This window comes from Arthrobacter sp. MYb23 (assembly GCF_002979775.1).
Lineage (GTDB): Bacteria > Actinomycetota > Actinomycetes > Actinomycetales > Micrococcaceae > Arthrobacter.
The window spans coordinates 164427-178515 of sequence record NZ_PCPR01000006.1 but is presented as its reverse complement, the minus strand read 5'-3'; the positions used below and the strand labels follow the sequence as shown (position 1 = coordinate 178515).

The following is a 14089-nucleotide window of genomic DNA, read 5'->3' as shown; positions in this document are numbered from 1 at the left end:
TTTCCTAGACTCCTGCGAGCTGGGTTGACGGTACTTGGCGGCCCTGGGCTACCTGGCTCGTGCCGAGTGCATAGCCCTCGGACTTCGGCAGGACATGCCTGCGGAGGTAGTCCTGGTTGCTCGCAGTGACGCTGAGGCCGTCTCCGCCGTAGTGCTCGGTGCAAAGGATGCCTTGGAATCCCACCGAAACGGCGAACTTGAAAGCCTCGCGGTAATTGATCAGACCGCTTTCCATTGGCGCCGGCATGGTGATGTAGCTGTCGCGGGCCACGTCCTCGTCCCGGATGTAGTTCTTCATGTGCCAGTAGTTGGAGTACGGGAGGGTCTTGGCCACCATTTCGCGCCAGTCCTCGATGGGCCGGTGCAGGCGGATCAGGTTGCCGAGGTCCGGGTTCAGGCCAACGTTGTCCAGGCCGATGTCCTGGACCAGCTGAACTGATGAGTCAGCGGTGCCAAGGTAGGTGTCCTCGTACATTTCCAGGGAGAGGAGGATGCCAGCCTCGGCGGCGTGCTTTCCAAGTTCACGGAGCCGGGACACGCCGTTGCTCCACGCTTCCTTGTCCCCTTCGGGGTCTTTGTAGCCCTCAACAGTCCAGAACCACAGCTGCTTCTGCTGCTCCGGGGTAATGGCCTGGTGCAGCCCGAAGGACACTACTTCGCATCCAAGCTCGGCAGCGGCGTCGATGGTGCGGTGGCTGTAGGCGAGGTTATCCGCCCAGTCCGTGGCGTGAATGACACTGCGACGGATTGCGGAGATGACCGGGACGCCGATCCCCACTTCATCGGCGGTCTGCTTGAATTCGGCGAGGCGTTCCTTGCTGAGGTCTCCCGGCCGGACCCAGCTGTCGGTGAGGTCTGCATTTGCGAAACCGGCGTCCTTTACTTCCTGGAGGACCGACGCCCAGGCGGACGCATCGGCGTCGTTGATGTGCTGTCCCGCAGCATCGGTGCCGGGGAACTGCAGGAGGGCCGCGGTGATGGGCCAATTCTCGGCGGTATACGCCATGATGATCACTCCTTCGTGGAATCCTGTTTCCTATAGGATTTACGAACGAGGCAATACTGTCAAGGCTTTTGCGAAACTTCCTAGATCCTATATGTCTTACATTTAGGCGTGAAGAGCGTCACGGGAGGGTGCTGCGGCAGTCCTGCGCTGGGGCGCACCCCTATCCGCCGATCGCCCCGATAACCTCTGGCGCATTCCGCGCAAAAGGGTGCGACACCAACGCCGTACGGGTGCGGGAAGCGAAAACGGGTGCGAAAGGTGGATACGGGTGCGCAGCCCCGACGGCGGATGGTGCGCGGGCCTACTCCTCCGGTGCGTCCGCCATCGCGCGGCCTCGCACCTTCTCCACGTGATCCACCATCATGGCCGCAGCCTTCTCCGGATCTCCGGTGGTCATGGCATCCAGGACCGCCTGATGCTCCGCGATCGCCTGCTCAGCGTCGGTAATGCCCACTCCCCCAAACAACCGGAAGCGTTGAATCTGGCCACCCAAGGTGTTGTAGGCCGCGAGCAGGAATTGGTTATTAGCCTGCGCAGCAATGAGTTGATGGAAGCGTTCATCTGCTTCGAGGTAACTACGGTACTCAGCAAACGAACCGCCCCTGGGAGCAGTTTTCAGGTCCTCCACGGCTTGTTTCAGCGAGTCCAGGCCTTCGGGCGTCATCCGCGTGCAGGCAAGCCGGGCGTTGACAGGCTCAATGGAAAGGCGGGCTTCCATGAGCTCAGCGAAGTCTTCCCGCGTGAAAACCGGAGCCACGCGGTAGCCCTTCAATGCCACGCGCCGCACCATTCCAGTGTGCTCCAAACGGGCCAGTGCCTCCCGGACAGGAGTCGGTGAAACGTCGAGTTCCCGCGCCATCCCGTCAATGCTCACTGCGGCCCCGGGCTCCAGCCGACCATCCATGAGCCATTCAAGGAGGGCTTCGTAGACGTGGTCGGCCAGCACTTGGCGGCTGACGGGAAAGCCAGCGCGGGCAGCGGACGGGGAAGGAGCAGGCATGGCACAAATCCTATAGGAACGGCGGCAGCTGGCCGGGTAAGCGCCCCTGTCACAATCCGCTCCGCGTCACGTTAAACCACGACGTCGGCACCCAGGGTGAGTGCCGACGTCGTGGTGTTGCTGAAGTGCTGAGCGCTACTTGCGCCTCAGGCGCTTAGTTGGCGTAGAACGGGTAGTCGGTGTAACCCTCGGCACCGTCGGCGTAGAACGTGGACGCGTCCGGCTCGTTGAGCGGCAGGCTATCGCGCCAGCGACGGGCGAGATCAGGATTGGCGATGGCGGGGCGACCCACCACCACGGCGTCTGCGAGTCCGTCTTCGATGATGGCAAAGGCTTCATCGCGGGTGGTGATCTCGCTGAAGCCGGTGTTCACAAGGAACGTGCCGTTGAAGCGCACGCGGAGGTCCTGAACCAGGGCGCTCTTGGGGTCGTGGTGGAGGACGCTCAAGTAGGCCAGGTTCAGCGGAGCGATAGTGTCCACCAACACTTCGTAGGTGGCGCGGACGTCGGCAGCGTCGGTTTCAGCGATTCCCTGCACGTTGTGCTCGGGGGAAATGCGGATACCTACGCGGTTGGCACCGAGTGCTTCGACCACGGCGTTGACGGTCTCGATCACGAAGCGGGCGCGGTTCTCCGGCGAGCCGCCGTAGCTGTCCGTACGAACGTTCGAGTTCGGCGCAAGGAATTCGTGCAGAAGGTAACCGTTGGCGGAGTGGAGTTCAACGCCGTCGAACCCTGCCTCGATCGCGTTCTTGGAGGCGGTGACGAGCTCCTGGATAACTCCCGGAAGTTCGTCGGTGCGGAGTTCGCGCGGCACCGGGTAGGGCTGTTTGCCGTTGGGAGTGCGAACCTCACCGTCGATGGCTACGGCGCTGGGGCCCACAATTTCGTGGCCGTTGGTGATGTCGGCGTGCGAAACGCGGCCGCCGTGCATGATCTGCGCGAAGATGCGGCCACCCTCAGCGTGAACAGCGTCGGTGACGTTCTTCCATCCTGCGATTTGCTCCTCCGTGACAAGGCCGGGCTGCCCCGGATACGACTGGCCTGCCGGCGTCGGGTACGTCCCTTCACTGACGATCAGCCCAAGGGAAGCCCGCTGCTGGTAATGCTCAGCGATCAATGAACCCGGCACGCCGTTCTGTCCTGCGCGGAGGCGCGTCAGTGGTGCCATCACCAGTCGGTTGGAAAGTTCAAGCTCGCCGAGGGCCAGAGGGGAAAACAGCATGCGCAGTTCCTTTCAGAATGAATCAGGTTCATCTTGAGCAACTGCATGGCGTCTGCAACTATTCCGGAGGAGGCGGACATCACACAGACTGCTATTCGCGGGATTTCTCCAGGGTTCGCTCCTGCAGCAGGGGTTCGAGGTCGCTCAGAAAAGAGTCGCTGAAACCCTGCATAGCCACCTGATCGGGAGTCAGATGGTCCGGCGTCTCCATGGTGGTGTCAATTGTCAGCCTGCAACCGACCGGGGTCGACTCAAGCCGGTACACCATTCTGGTGGAAACGTCTCCAGGCGGGAACAGAGATTGAGTCACGGCGAGGCGCTCGGGCACTTCCTCTAGGACTTCCAGCATCGCGATGCTGCCATTCCAGCCGAAGAAGCACTGCCGCTCACCCGGCCCGTCCGGAATGGCCGGCACAGTGAACGCGTGTGCGACGTCCCCGTCCAACGCGATAGCGGCTTCTGCGGGCCGAATTGCAGACCAAACGATCGCGGGCGAATACGCGTATTCTGCGGAACTCGTTGATGTGGTGGTCCTGAATGCGGGTGCTCTGGCCACCTCTGCACGTTGCGCCTTCGCCTTGCGATCAATGACGGCCCCGTAGATAAAGGTCACCAGCAACCCAGCCACCACAATGCTGAGGACCAAGGTTCCTCTAGGGTCGCCTTTCTGAAGCAGGGAAGCTCCCAGCACGCTCAAAGTGACAAGTCCGCAGAGCGCCAAGATAGCGAAGTAGGCGATAACAGTGTTCTTCACGAAGAACACAGTGACACACGGCACCAATGAAGCTGGGAAAGCCACGCATGCATCTTGCGGGCGCGGCTAGTTGAGCGCCGCCATCAACGCCCAATTCCGGGTATTGAGACACCTACTCCGGCTTGATGTGCTTCAGGGCGTCTTCGAAGCACTCGCACAAGGCCAATACCGCCACAAGGTGGGCTTCCTCTGCGTGAGGAGGATCTGTGTCGATGCATATTGACTCGTTCACCGACTGCGCGAGGTCCTTGGACTCCTTGCCCGTCAGCGCCCAAACACGCGCACCCTTTGATTTTGCGGCGGCGGCAGCGTCACGGAGTTCCTCGGTGATGCCCTTGGCAGCGAGCAGGACCACGATGTCACCCCGGCGTACCTGGGTGGATATCTGAGCGCCCATACTTCCGGTGCCGTTGGAGCCGGCGGCGCCTTTAGTGATCGAGATGGCTTTGAACCCAGACCCCTCAACAGGATCGTGCGCGTTCAATTCTGTCGTGAACCTCTGCGCTTCGTGCGAAGATCCGTCGCTGCCTGCGGCGAAGACGCAACCCCCGCGCAGCCTGACACGCGCCAGCTCTTCGCCCCATTCGGCCAGTCTCGAAGACTCCCGGCGCAGGGCCGCCACGGCAGGGCCGATCTCGCCCAAGTGCCCCAAAACCACATCTACTGCATGCCGATTCGGCTTCGATCCAGTGGAACGCACCGTCTGACCCGTTCGCCTCACTACGATACTCACTTCCCTACCTCCGTCCGCTGAAACTATGGGTTCCTGTCGCCCTCACGGGTTGAGCCGTCGCTGGTTGAGCCGTCGCGGCCACTGCGGTCACGGGTCAGCCGCTCACCCTCGGCAAGATTGGAGCGATCGCGGTCAGCGTCACGCGAGCGCGCAGCGTCACCGGAGTGATCGGCGTGGTGCATGCGGCCACCGTCATGTGAGCGGTCGGCGTCATGCACACGGCCTCCGTCATGCGACCGGTCCGGGTTCGAATTCGGGTCCAGTTTGTCGGCATGACGGAGATGTTCCTCGACGCGCTCGTGAGCTTCTCCGGCTTTGTGCGCGTGTTGTTCCGCTTCTTTCCGGAGCCGGTTGGCTTCGACCTCGGCCTGGAGGGCGGCGGCCTCGGCCTGCGCGGACTCGGCTTTTGCTTGGTGCGCGCCGATGGCTTCTTCGGCCGCCTTCTCCCGCAGCTCCTCGGCCCGGTGGCGGTTGACTTCGGCCTTTTTGCGGCGCCCTACGACGACTGCAACGATCACGACGGCAATGACGACGACGGCCAGCACGATGATCAGTACCAGTGTTCCTGTATCCATGTGCGTTACCTTCCTAATGAGCGGCTTTTGTGGGCGCCGCTCGTGGCCCACGTTGGCTGGGTACCTGAAAAAGCTGAGATCTGCCCACCTGACGGGTACCCCGATCAGGACGTTCCAAAACGTTTGCGGATTCTCAGACGGGCAGCTCCATCCGGAAGCCGCTCCTGCACTGGATGACGCGGGTCATCAGGTAAACATCCAGGAACAAGCGGATTCTTCATGATGGACAACGCGATCACTCCTCGGTCAGCTCTGCCCGAAAACTCTCTCCCTCCACCATCTTAACACCAGTAATCAGGATGCTTATTACTTGCAGCGCCCAATGGCTTCGGGGTACTGCCTCGCACATTTCTCCACCGGCGGCGTTAGGGCCTGGCGGCCTTGTGCGCAGATGCCATCTCTGCTTCGCTGGGAAGGTCTCCAGCAGCGAGGGACCCACCCAGCCGAAACGCAGGGAGCATCAATCGTGAAAGCAGTGACATGGCAAGGCCGGCGCTCACTCAGCGTCGAAGACGTCCCCGATCCCTCCATCCAGGAACCCACGGATGCGATAGTCCGGATCACCTCCACAGCCATCTGCGGCTCAGACCTCCACCTCTATGAAGTCCTGGGCCCCTACATGCACAAGGGCGATGTGATTGGTCACGAACCCATGGGAATCGTGGAGGAAGTGGGCTCCGAAGTCCATCGACTCAAAAAGGGCGACCGCGTGGTGGTGCCGTTCAACATCTCCTGCGGTCATTGCTACATGTGCAACCAAGGCCTTCAGTCGCAATGCGAAACCACTCAAGTGACAGCAAAAGGGTCAGGGGCCGCACTCTTCGGCTACTCCGAACTTTATGGGTCCGTTCCCGGCGGTCAGGCTCAGTATCTGCGGGTTCCCTTCGCGGATTACGGCCCCGTAAAAGTCAATTCGGACGCCCCGGACGAGCGCTATTTGTTCCTCTCCGACATCCTGCCCACGGCGTGGCAGGCAGTGGAGTACGCGAATGTTCCGGACGGTGGCACGCTGGCCGTGCTGGGGCTCGGACCCGTTGGCCAGTTCGCTGCCAGGATAGGCGTCCACAAGGGTTTCCGGGTGATTGGCGTGGATCCAGTCCCCGAGCGGAGGGCAATGGCCGAAGAGCACGGCGTGGAGACCATGGATTACAGCTCCCATGTGGCCGAGCAGATCCGTGAGCAGACACTCGGACGCGGCCCCGACTCCGTGGTGGATGCGGTAGGCATGGAAGCCCATGGCTCTCCGGTTGCATCCTTCCTGCACAGGGCGGTGTCACTGCTCCCTGACAAGCCTGCCCAGGTGGCCATGGAAACCATGAGCGTTGACCGGCTCGCCGCTCTGCACACGGCCGTGGCTCTGGTGCGACGCGGCGGGACCATCTCCCTGAGCGGTGTGTACGGCGGCCAGGCCGATCCCATGCCCCTCATGACCATGTTCGACAAACAAATCCAGCTCCGGATGGGGCAGTGCAATGTGCGCAGCTGGACTGACCAGCTGCTCCCCTTGGTAGAGGACGACGCCGATCCGCTGGGAGTTATGCACCTGGTCACCCACACCGGCTCCCTTGATGAGGCACCGGCTCTTTATGAGAAGTTCCAGAAGAAGCAGGACGGCTGCATCAAGGTGGTCCTCAAGCCGTAGTCAGGCCCAGTCAAGGGACCGGAAAGACAACTCCCAAGGTAAGGACGCGAGGCGTTCAGGAAGTACCCAGAATTGCTCGTTAGCCTAGCAATTGTCAGTGTTGGATTACATCGAAGGAGATCGCATGGGACTCGGAGACAAGATCAGCAACAAGGCCCAGGAAGTCACCGGCAAGGCGAAGGAAGCCTTGGGAGACGCCACCAATAACGAGAAACTGCAGGCAGAAGGCGTCGCTGATCAAGCGGCTGCCAAGACCAAGCAGGCTGGCGAGAACGTCAAGGACGCCGCGAAGGACGCCTTCGACAAGTAAGCCCCACCGCAACACAGAACAAAACACACAGCACAACGCCCCGGCTCCGAATATGGAAGCCGGGGCGTTTGCGTAACCCAAGTAGGTAGCAGATGAGGTCGTTGTGAGCTCTCAGAACGACCTGATCTGCGACTCAGTTGGGCCGCAGGGGTGGTTACTTCTGCGCCGGGAGCACCAGCTCGCCCGACTTGTCCGTGGACAAGGCGAGGGACGAGATGAACCGGGGTTCGCCGTCGGGCCCGTCCTGACCGGAGCGGAGCATGTCCGGGCGTTCGAACTCGAGTCCGGTGACGTGGCAGAGGAGCTTGGCGTCGCTGGGGTTGCCGTCGGCGTCGAACATGGGCAGGTCAATGCCGTCGTCGGTACGGCGGAGGTAATAGCGGCCCTTGGTGGCCAAGGCCAACACGGGCGGCAGCACCAGGGCCAGGCCCACCGCGAAAATGGGTGAGAACGGCTGGACGGATGCACCAAACGCTCCGAAGAACACCGCGATGGAAACCCCTGCAGAGACCAGCATGGACACGAAGCCCACCGGGTTCACGGCGTAGAGCATCCCGCGCCGGAACTCAGGAACCTTCGGCGAGATCTTCAGCAGGTACTTGTTGATGGCAATGTCCGAGGCCACCGTAACAACCCATGCCATGGCGCAGTTGGCGTAGAAGCCAAGGATGGTGTTCAGGAACTCGAACATGTTGGACTCCATGAGGATCAGCGCGATCACCAGGTTGACCACCACAAACACCATGCGACCCGGGTAAGTCTTGGTGATGCGGGTGAAGGAGTTGGTCCAAGCCAGCGAGCCGGAGTACGCGTTGGTGACGTTGATCTTGATCTGCGAAATGACCACCAGCACCACCGCCAGGGTCATGGCCAGCCACGCGGGCATCATCTCTTCGTAGACACCCAGGAACTGGTGGACAGGCTCGTTGGCGTGGACAGCAGCTGCGGGGTCCAGCTTGGCGATGAGGTAGATCGCGATGAACAGGCCAATGATCTGCTTGATGGCCCCAAAGATGACCCAGCCTGGCCCGGCGAGGATCACTGCCCGCCACCAGGCACCCTTGTTTTCGGCGGTCTTGGGCGGCATGAAGCGGAGGTAGTCGATCTGCTCGGCGATCTGCGCCATCAGCGACAGGCAGACGCCCGCAGCCAGCATGACGGAGGCCAGGTTGGGGCCACCTTCTCCGGACGCGCCGGTGAAAGCGAAGAAGGCATCAATGCTCTCCGGGTGGGACAGGAGCAGGTATCCCACCGGAACCACCATGAGCAGCAGCCACAGCGGCGTTGTCCACACCTGCAACGTGGCCAGCGTCTTCATTCCGTAGATCACCAGCGGAATGATGATGATGGTGGACACCGCGTAGCCGATCCACTGCGGAATGCCCAGACCCAGCTGCAGCCCCTGAGCCATGATGGAGCCTTCGAGGGCGAAGAAGATGAACGTGAAAGTGGCAAAGATGATGTTGGTGACCACTGAGCCGTAGTAGCCGAATCCTGAGCCACGCGTGATCAGGTCCAGATCAATGTTGTAGCGGGCTGCGTAGTAGGCCAAGGGGAAGCCCGTGGCGAAGATGATGACGGCTGCCACGATGATGCCAAAAATCGCATTCACCGTTCCGTACGCGATGCCGATGTTCGCGCCGATGGAGAAGTCTGCCAGGTAGGCGATGCCGCCCAGGGCACTCGTTGCCACGACACCGGCGCTCCACTTCCGGTAGGAACGCGGGGCGAACCTGAGGGTGTAATCCTCCAGGCTCTCCTTGGCGGCACTCATTGCATCTGCGTTGCCTTGCGCCGCTGGAACAGAGCCGGCGGTTCCGACGGCGGTTCCAACCGCCGTCGTCGGCTCCAAGGTTGCGGTACTCGTCTTGTCGTCACTCATTCGTGGTCGCTTTCGTCCGGGGAGGGTGCCTCGCCCTTGACGCTAGTAACGCGACGCGTCAATTCCGTCACGTCCATGTTTCACAGCTGTAACTTCTGTATCAGCTGCCCCGCGCGGCCAGCACCAAAATCCAGCTCCACGGTTTGTGCGCACCCCACAAAATCGACCTCCACCTGCACCGATACCGTCAAGGACATGAGCACCCAAGCACCCCGGCTAACCCGGGAAACCACTACCTACGCCATCCTTGACACCGCCCGTGAGCAAGTCCTCGGACGCGGGGAGGGCCTGAATGAGGCACAACTTATCGACATCCTGGAGCTCCCCGACGACGCCATCCCCGCGGCACTGCAGCTGGCTCATGAAGTCCGCCTTGAGCACTGCGGTGAGGACGTGGAGGTGGAAGGCATCATCTCCATCAAGACCGGCGGCTGCCCCGAAGACTGCCATTTCTGCAGCCAGTCCGGACTGTTCGACTCGCCCGTCCGCGGCGTCTGGCTGGACATCCCCGAACTCGTCAAAGCGGCCAAGGAAACTGCTGCCACCGGAGCCACGGAGTTCTGCATCGTCGCAGCCGTGCGCGGGCCCGACATCAAGCTCATGAACCAGATCAAGTTCGCGATCGACCGCATCAATGAGGAAGTGGACATCAACATCGCCTGTTCGCTCGGCATGCTCACGCAGCGCCAAGTGGACCAGCTGGCCGAGTGGGGCGTGCACCGGTACAACCACAACCTGGAAACGGCGCGCAGCTACTTCCCCGAGGTAGTGACCACCCACAGTTACGAAGAGCGCCTGGAAACCTGCGCCATGGTCAAGGCCGCCGGCATGGAACTGTGCTGTGGTGCCCTGATCGGAATGGGCGAATCGCTGGCGCAGCGGGCAGAACTGGCCGCCCAACTCGCTTCCCTGGAACCGCACGAGGTCCCGCTGAACTTCCTCAACCCCCGCCCTGGCACGCCCTTGGAAAACCAAGGAATCATGGACGGCAAGGACGCCCTCCGCGCCATCGCCGCGTTCCGGCTCGCCATGCCGCGCACCGTCCTCCGGTACGCCGGCGGCCGTGAACTGACCCTCGGCGACCTCGGTACCCGCGAAGGCCTCCTCGGGGGAATCAACGCCGTGATTGTGGGCAACTACCTCACCACCCTGGGCCGACCCGCCAACGCCGACCTCAACCTCCTGGTGGAGCTGAACATGCCCATCAAGGAATTCCAGAAGTCGCTGTGAACGCACCGGTGTCACAGCAGTTTTGCGGTCAGTGCGGCGGCACTTTCGGCACCGGTGGCCGCACTGTCGGCACCGGCGGTGGGGGCCCGACGTCGGACGCCCACCACGGTTGCCAGCAGCGCCTGGCGATGGAGCCGCCGCGCTTTTGCCCGCAGTGCCGCCGCCGCATGAAAGTGCAGGTCACGCCGTTGGGGTGGACCGCAGAGTGTTCCCGGCACGGCCTGACGAGTTCGTGTACAGATACCGCCCCTAACAGCACCTCATAAGGGCGGTATCTGTACAAAAACTCCCTGGGTAGGCTGGATACATGGCCGAGAGCCGGGACCTTCTGACGCGGGAGCAACGCAGCCGCAACATGTCAAAAATCCGCGGAAAGAACACCAAACCTGAATTAGTGGTCCGCAAATTCCTGCACGCGAAAGGCTACCGCTACCGCTTGCACGGACAATCAGGAGCCGTGAAACTGCCGGGCCGCCCGGATCTGGTGTTCGCGGGACGGCGCAAGGTCATTTTCGTCAATGGCTGTTTCTGGCACAGCCACGACTGCAAAGCCGGGCAGCGTGCTCCGGCAGCAAATGCAGAGTTTTGGGAAGCCAAGAGAACACGAACCCGCGAAAGGGACGCACTGCAGCGGGAGCAGTTGAAAGCCGCCGGCTGGCAGGTGCACACGGTGTGGGAGTGCCAGCTCAAGGACAAGTCCGTTCTTGAGGAGAGGCTGACGGCGTTTCTGGAATCCGCCGCGGACTAAAACCGTGGACTGAAGCCTTCGGCTGAATCAACCGTGGACTAGGGCGCGGTGGTGGTCGGTGCGGAGTTGACTGCTTGGTCTGTGACAGTCGCCTGAGAACTCTGCTGCCACAATGAAAACGCAGCCGACCCCCCAATGCCCAACAGGACCGTCATGCAGACCACGATGATGATCATGAGGCCCGGCGACGGGCGAGCAGAACTGTCCACGTTGATCCCCGTTCCCTGATTCAGCCTGGACACGCCCAGATCTGCTTTTAACTACTTTGTGGGGGCTGGATCAAGAGTGCCTCTGAGTCCGCTCAAGATTGGATCAATCTTTGGATATATGGCGTTGCGGCAGTTCCACGGGTCCTACTGTTGAATCGTGAATCTATTGTTTGGAGGCGGGAGGGGTTTGGTGTCCGAGTACGACGAGTGCACCGATGCCCTGGTGGATCGCACCGTCCTCACCGAACTCCAAGCCGAACTTGGCGGCGACCATGGCATTATCAGCGCCTTCGTGCGCAACTACGTACAGCTTCTGCCTTGGCGGGTGGGCCGGCTCCACCGCGCGCTGGAAAAGCTGGACATTGACGACGCCATGGACGCTGTCCTGAGCCTGAAGACATCCAGTCATATGGTGGGTGCCATCTGCATGAACCGCCTGGCAACGGAGTTGGAGATCAGCATCAGGCTTCTGCCGAACGCAGACCATTTGGACGAACTGGCCGCGCAGGTCCAGGAGATCGACCGCTTCGTGTCCGGCACCATCCAGGAGCTCGAAACGAAGGTTGAGTAAAAAAGTTCACAATAATGAAGAGAAACCATTGACTCGCTAAAGATCTTCACTATAGTTGTGTGAGTTAGCTCACCAACGAAGGATGCGGCAATGACAACCGAGACTCCTGCTCCCCCAGCCACCAGCGAACTGCTGGCCACCGTGGGAAACAAGGTGCGCACCATGCGCAAGGCAAAGGGTATGACCCTCGCCCAACTCTCGGACATCACCGGGCTCAGCCAGGCGATCGTCAGCCAAATCGAGCGAGGCATGGCCAACCCCTCCTTCACCACGCTGGCTCAGCTGGCGCATGGCCTGGACGTCCCCGTAGGGAGGTTCTTCATTGGTCAGAACGAATCAAAATCTCCGGTGGTCCGCAAGTCGGATCGACGCAACCTGAAGAACGTCACTCGCGAATCCGTAGGCGAAGCAGTGCACGAGCTGCTCACCCCGAACCGCGACGGAAACATCGAAGCGCAGTGGATCAGTACGCCCCCAGGGCACGACACCAGCGACACTCCTTTTACCCACAGCGGTGAAGAGTTCTGCTACATCATCTCCGGCCGTAAGGACGTCTATTTGGACGGCGTCTGCTACAGCCTCGAAGAGGGCGACTCCATCACCTACTCCTCAGAGATCCCCCACTGGTACAAGAACAGCTACGAAGAGGTATGCGTAGCCATCTGGGTCAACGCACCACACGCGTGGTAACCCTGCCGCCCTCACACGGCGCCAGCGTTTTCCCTTAACTGTCCGGACACGAAACCGTGGCCGCTGACAATCCTTGCCACTTTCGCATCAAACGACTTTTTCACCAGGCGTTCCTGCGTCATACCCTCCCACGCCCTCCGGGGCGTCAGCGTAAGGACACTTCCATGCTCGACACCCAAATGACGGACAATGTTGTCCCGTCACCGAAATCCAGTCCCTCGTCCTCCCGAAACACCACCAAGAACGCGAAGTTCACCCCGGAAGTCCGGAGAGGCCTCCTCGGGCTGGGGCTGGGCAACGCCCTGGAATGGTACGACTGGATGGTCTTCGGACTCCTGTCTGCTTTCATCGGACCGAACTTCTTCCCTAACACCGATCCGCTCTCGGCCACGTTGAACGCCTTGGCCGTGTTCGCCGTCGGATTCGCCTTCCGCCCGCTGGGCGGCATCCTCCTCGGAACCCTGGCCGACCGCATCGGGCGACGCCGGGTGATGATGCTGTCCATCATGCTGATGGCCGGCACCACGCTGATCATCGCGATCACCCCAAGCTACGCAACCATCGGCCCCGCGGCCGGCATCATCCTGGTTGTCTGCCGAGTGCTGCAGGGGATTTCGACGGGCATCGAAGCCCCACTGTCCACCTCGCACGCTGTGGAGCTGGCTCCGGAGGGCCGCGAAGGATACGTCGCAGGCATCATGTCCTTCTACGTGAACATCGGCATCCTGCTTGCCTCCCTGGTCAGTTTCCTGTGCAGCCTGGTCCTCGGCGGCGCCGCAATGGCCGAGTGGGGCTGGCGCGTCCCCTTCATCATCGGCGCACTCTTCGGCTTCGTGGTCCTCTACCTGCGCCGCTCTTTGCCTGAAACCCTCAAGGCCGAAGAAATGGCCAACAACACGCCCCGCGCAGTGTGGTCCGGAGTCCGTAAGCACTGGCTCTCCGTCCTGGCCATCATCTTTGTGGTGGGCGCGGCACAGGCTTACAACTACGCCTGGAACGTAGGTCTTCCCAGCGCAGCACGCAGCGGGTTCAAGGAAGATCCCACCGCTGTCTTCGCCCTCACCACCATCCTGGGCGTCATCCTGGTGATCGGCAGTTGGGTCATCGGCAAGCTGGCCGACGGCAAGGCAATGTCCAAGTGGTTCCTGGTGACCCGCATCCTCGCCATCCCGTCCGTGTTCCTCATGCTGATGTACGTCCAGCCCGGTATCGGCGGCTTCGCGGCGGTCCTCCTGGGCGGTTCGATCGTCCTGGTCTTGAACATGACCCTCTACAACGTGGTCAGCTCGTCCCTGATGCCCAAGAACATCCGCGGAACCGGTGTGGCCTTGGGCTACGGGATCGGCGTAGCTCTCTTCGGCGGCACGGCTTCCTACCTGTTGGTCTGGTTCCAGTCCCTGAACATCACCTGGGTCTTCCCGGTCTACGTGGCCGTCCTCTCCATCCTCAGCATCGTTTTCTACCTCGCCGCACGCCGCTCCAACGGCATCTTCGTCGGAAAGTAAGGACTCCTC

Annotated in this window: 15 protein-coding genes; 7 read left to right on the top strand and 8 right to left on the bottom strand. The window is 61.5% G+C overall.

Annotated elements, in window-relative coordinates:
• Window positions 1–4: 4 nt before the first annotated feature.
• The 6 genes from CQ020_RS09515 to CQ020_RS09490 form a co-directional block, all read right to left on the bottom strand.
• Complete coding sequence (locus tag CQ020_RS09515) at window positions 5–1006, bottom strand: sugar phosphate isomerase/epimerase (protein WP_105691657.1); 1002 nt, start codon at window positions 1004–1006, stop codon at window positions 5–7.
• Between the two features lie 301 nt (window positions 1007–1307).
• On the bottom strand, window positions 1308–2006 hold the full coding sequence (locus CQ020_RS09510; protein ID WP_105691620.1) for a GntR family transcriptional regulator: 699 nt from the start codon (window positions 2004–2006) through the stop codon (window positions 1308–1310).
• A gap of 154 nt (window positions 2007–2160) precedes the next feature.
• Window positions 2161–3231 carry an alkene reductase gene (locus CQ020_RS09505; protein WP_105691619.1) on the bottom strand — a complete coding sequence of 357 codons (1071 nt, stop codon included), beginning with the start codon at window positions 3229–3231 and terminating at the stop codon, window positions 2161–2163.
• A 91-nt stretch (window positions 3232–3322) separates the two neighbouring features.
• Window positions 3323–3985 carry a hypothetical protein gene (locus tag CQ020_RS09500; protein ID WP_146116640.1) on the bottom strand — a complete coding sequence of 221 codons (663 nt, stop codon included), beginning with the start codon at window positions 3983–3985 and terminating at the stop codon, window positions 3323–3325.
• A gap of 112 nt (window positions 3986–4097) precedes the next feature.
• Complete coding sequence (locus CQ020_RS09495) at window positions 4098–4718, bottom strand: SIS domain-containing protein (RefSeq protein WP_258141803.1); 621 nt, start codon at window positions 4716–4718, stop codon at window positions 4098–4100.
• 23 nt (window positions 4719–4741) lie between these two features.
• Complete coding sequence (locus tag CQ020_RS09490) at window positions 4742–5293, bottom strand: hypothetical protein (protein WP_105691617.1); 552 nt, start codon at window positions 5291–5293, stop codon at window positions 4742–4744.
• A 466-nt stretch (window positions 5294–5759) separates the two neighbouring features.
• Here CQ020_RS09490 and CQ020_RS09485 point away from each other — a divergent pair, with 466 nt between their 5' ends.
• Window positions 5760–6935, top strand: a complete 1176-nt coding sequence (locus tag CQ020_RS09485; protein ID WP_105691616.1) for a zinc-dependent alcohol dehydrogenase — start codon at window positions 5760–5762, stop codon at window positions 6933–6935.
• A gap of 124 nt (window positions 6936–7059) precedes the next feature.
• Entirely contained in the window at window positions 7060–7245 is a 186-nt protein-coding gene (locus CQ020_RS09480; protein ID WP_018777112.1) for a CsbD family protein, read from the top strand.
• A 154-nt stretch (window positions 7246–7399) separates the two neighbouring features.
• Here the strand turns inward: CQ020_RS09480 and CQ020_RS09475 are convergent, their stop codons facing one another.
• Window positions 7400–9127, bottom strand: a complete 1728-nt coding sequence (locus tag CQ020_RS09475) for a cytosine permease (RefSeq protein ID WP_105691615.1) — start codon at window positions 9125–9127, stop codon at window positions 7400–7402.
• Window positions 9128–9322: 195 nt separating this feature from the next.
• Between CQ020_RS09475 and bioB the strand changes: the two genes are divergently transcribed.
• Window positions 9323–10357 (top strand): biotin synthase BioB, encoded by a 1035-nt coding sequence (gene bioB / locus CQ020_RS09470; protein WP_105691614.1) that lies wholly within the window; start codon window positions 9323–9325, stop codon window positions 10355–10357.
• An 11-nt stretch (window positions 10358–10368) separates the two neighbouring features.
• On the opposite strand, the gene CQ020_RS24135 is transcribed toward bioB, so the two are convergent.
• Entirely contained in the window at window positions 10369–10575 is a 207-nt protein-coding gene (locus tag CQ020_RS24135) for a hypothetical protein (RefSeq protein ID WP_181151828.1), read from the bottom strand.
• A gap of 89 nt (window positions 10576–10664) precedes the next feature.
• Between CQ020_RS24135 and CQ020_RS09460 the strand changes: the two genes are divergently transcribed.
• The 4 genes from CQ020_RS09460 to CQ020_RS09440 all read left to right on the top strand — a co-directional run bounded on the left by CQ020_RS09460 (window position 10665) and on the right by CQ020_RS09440 (window position 14080).
• Window positions 10665–11105: a very short patch repair endonuclease gene (locus CQ020_RS09460; RefSeq protein WP_105691612.1), complete on the top strand. Its 441-nt coding sequence runs from the start codon at window positions 10665–10667 to the stop codon at window positions 11103–11105.
• Between the two features lie 366 nt (window positions 11106–11471).
• Window positions 11472–11885, top strand: a complete 414-nt coding sequence (locus CQ020_RS09450) for an Hpt domain-containing protein (protein ID WP_258141799.1) — start codon at window positions 11472–11474, stop codon at window positions 11883–11885.
• A gap of 90 nt (window positions 11886–11975) precedes the next feature.
• On the top strand, window positions 11976–12575 hold the full coding sequence (locus CQ020_RS09445; RefSeq protein WP_024819891.1) for a helix-turn-helix domain-containing protein: 600 nt from the start codon (window positions 11976–11978) through the stop codon (window positions 12573–12575).
• Between the two features lie 164 nt (window positions 12576–12739).
• A complete protein-coding gene (locus CQ020_RS09440; protein ID WP_105691610.1) occupies window positions 12740–14080 on the top strand; it encodes an MFS transporter in 1341 nt (446 codons plus the stop codon).
• Window positions 14081–14089: the final 9 nt, after the last annotated feature.

Bases quoted from the DNA above. Each gene is read 5' to 3' on its own strand.
- bioB (WP_105691614.1), top strand. From the start codon at position 9,323: ATGAGCACCCAAGCACCCCGGCTAACCCGGGAAACCACTACCTACGCC.
- CQ020_RS09490 (WP_105691617.1), bottom strand. From the start codon at position 5,293: ATGGATACAGGAACACTGGTACTGATCATCGTGCTGGCCGTCGTCGTC.
- CQ020_RS09445 (WP_024819891.1), top strand. From the start codon at position 11,976: ATGACAACCGAGACTCCTGCTCCCCCAGCCACCAGCGAACTGCTGGCC.
- CQ020_RS09480 (WP_018777112.1), top strand. From the start codon at position 7,060: ATGGGACTCGGAGACAAGATCAGCAACAAGGCCCAGGAAGTCACCGGC.
- CQ020_RS09510 (WP_105691620.1), bottom strand. From the start codon at position 2,006: ATGCCTGCTCCTTCCCCGTCCGCTGCCCGCGCTGGCTTTCCCGTCAGC.
- CQ020_RS09475 (WP_105691615.1), bottom strand. From the start codon at position 9,127: ATGAGTGACGACAAGACGAGTACCGCAACCTTGGAGCCGACGACGGCG.
- CQ020_RS09440 (WP_105691610.1), top strand. From the start codon at position 12,740: ATGCTCGACACCCAAATGACGGACAATGTTGTCCCGTCACCGAAATCC.
- CQ020_RS09505 (WP_105691619.1), bottom strand. From the start codon at position 3,231: ATGCTGTTTTCCCCTCTGGCCCTCGGCGAGCTTGAACTTTCCAACCGA.
- CQ020_RS09515 (WP_105691657.1), bottom strand. From the start codon at position 1,006: ATGGCGTATACCGCCGAGAATTGGCCCATCACCGCGGCCCTCCTGCAG.
- CQ020_RS09460 (WP_105691612.1), top strand. From the start codon at position 10,665: ATGGCCGAGAGCCGGGACCTTCTGACGCGGGAGCAACGCAGCCGCAAC.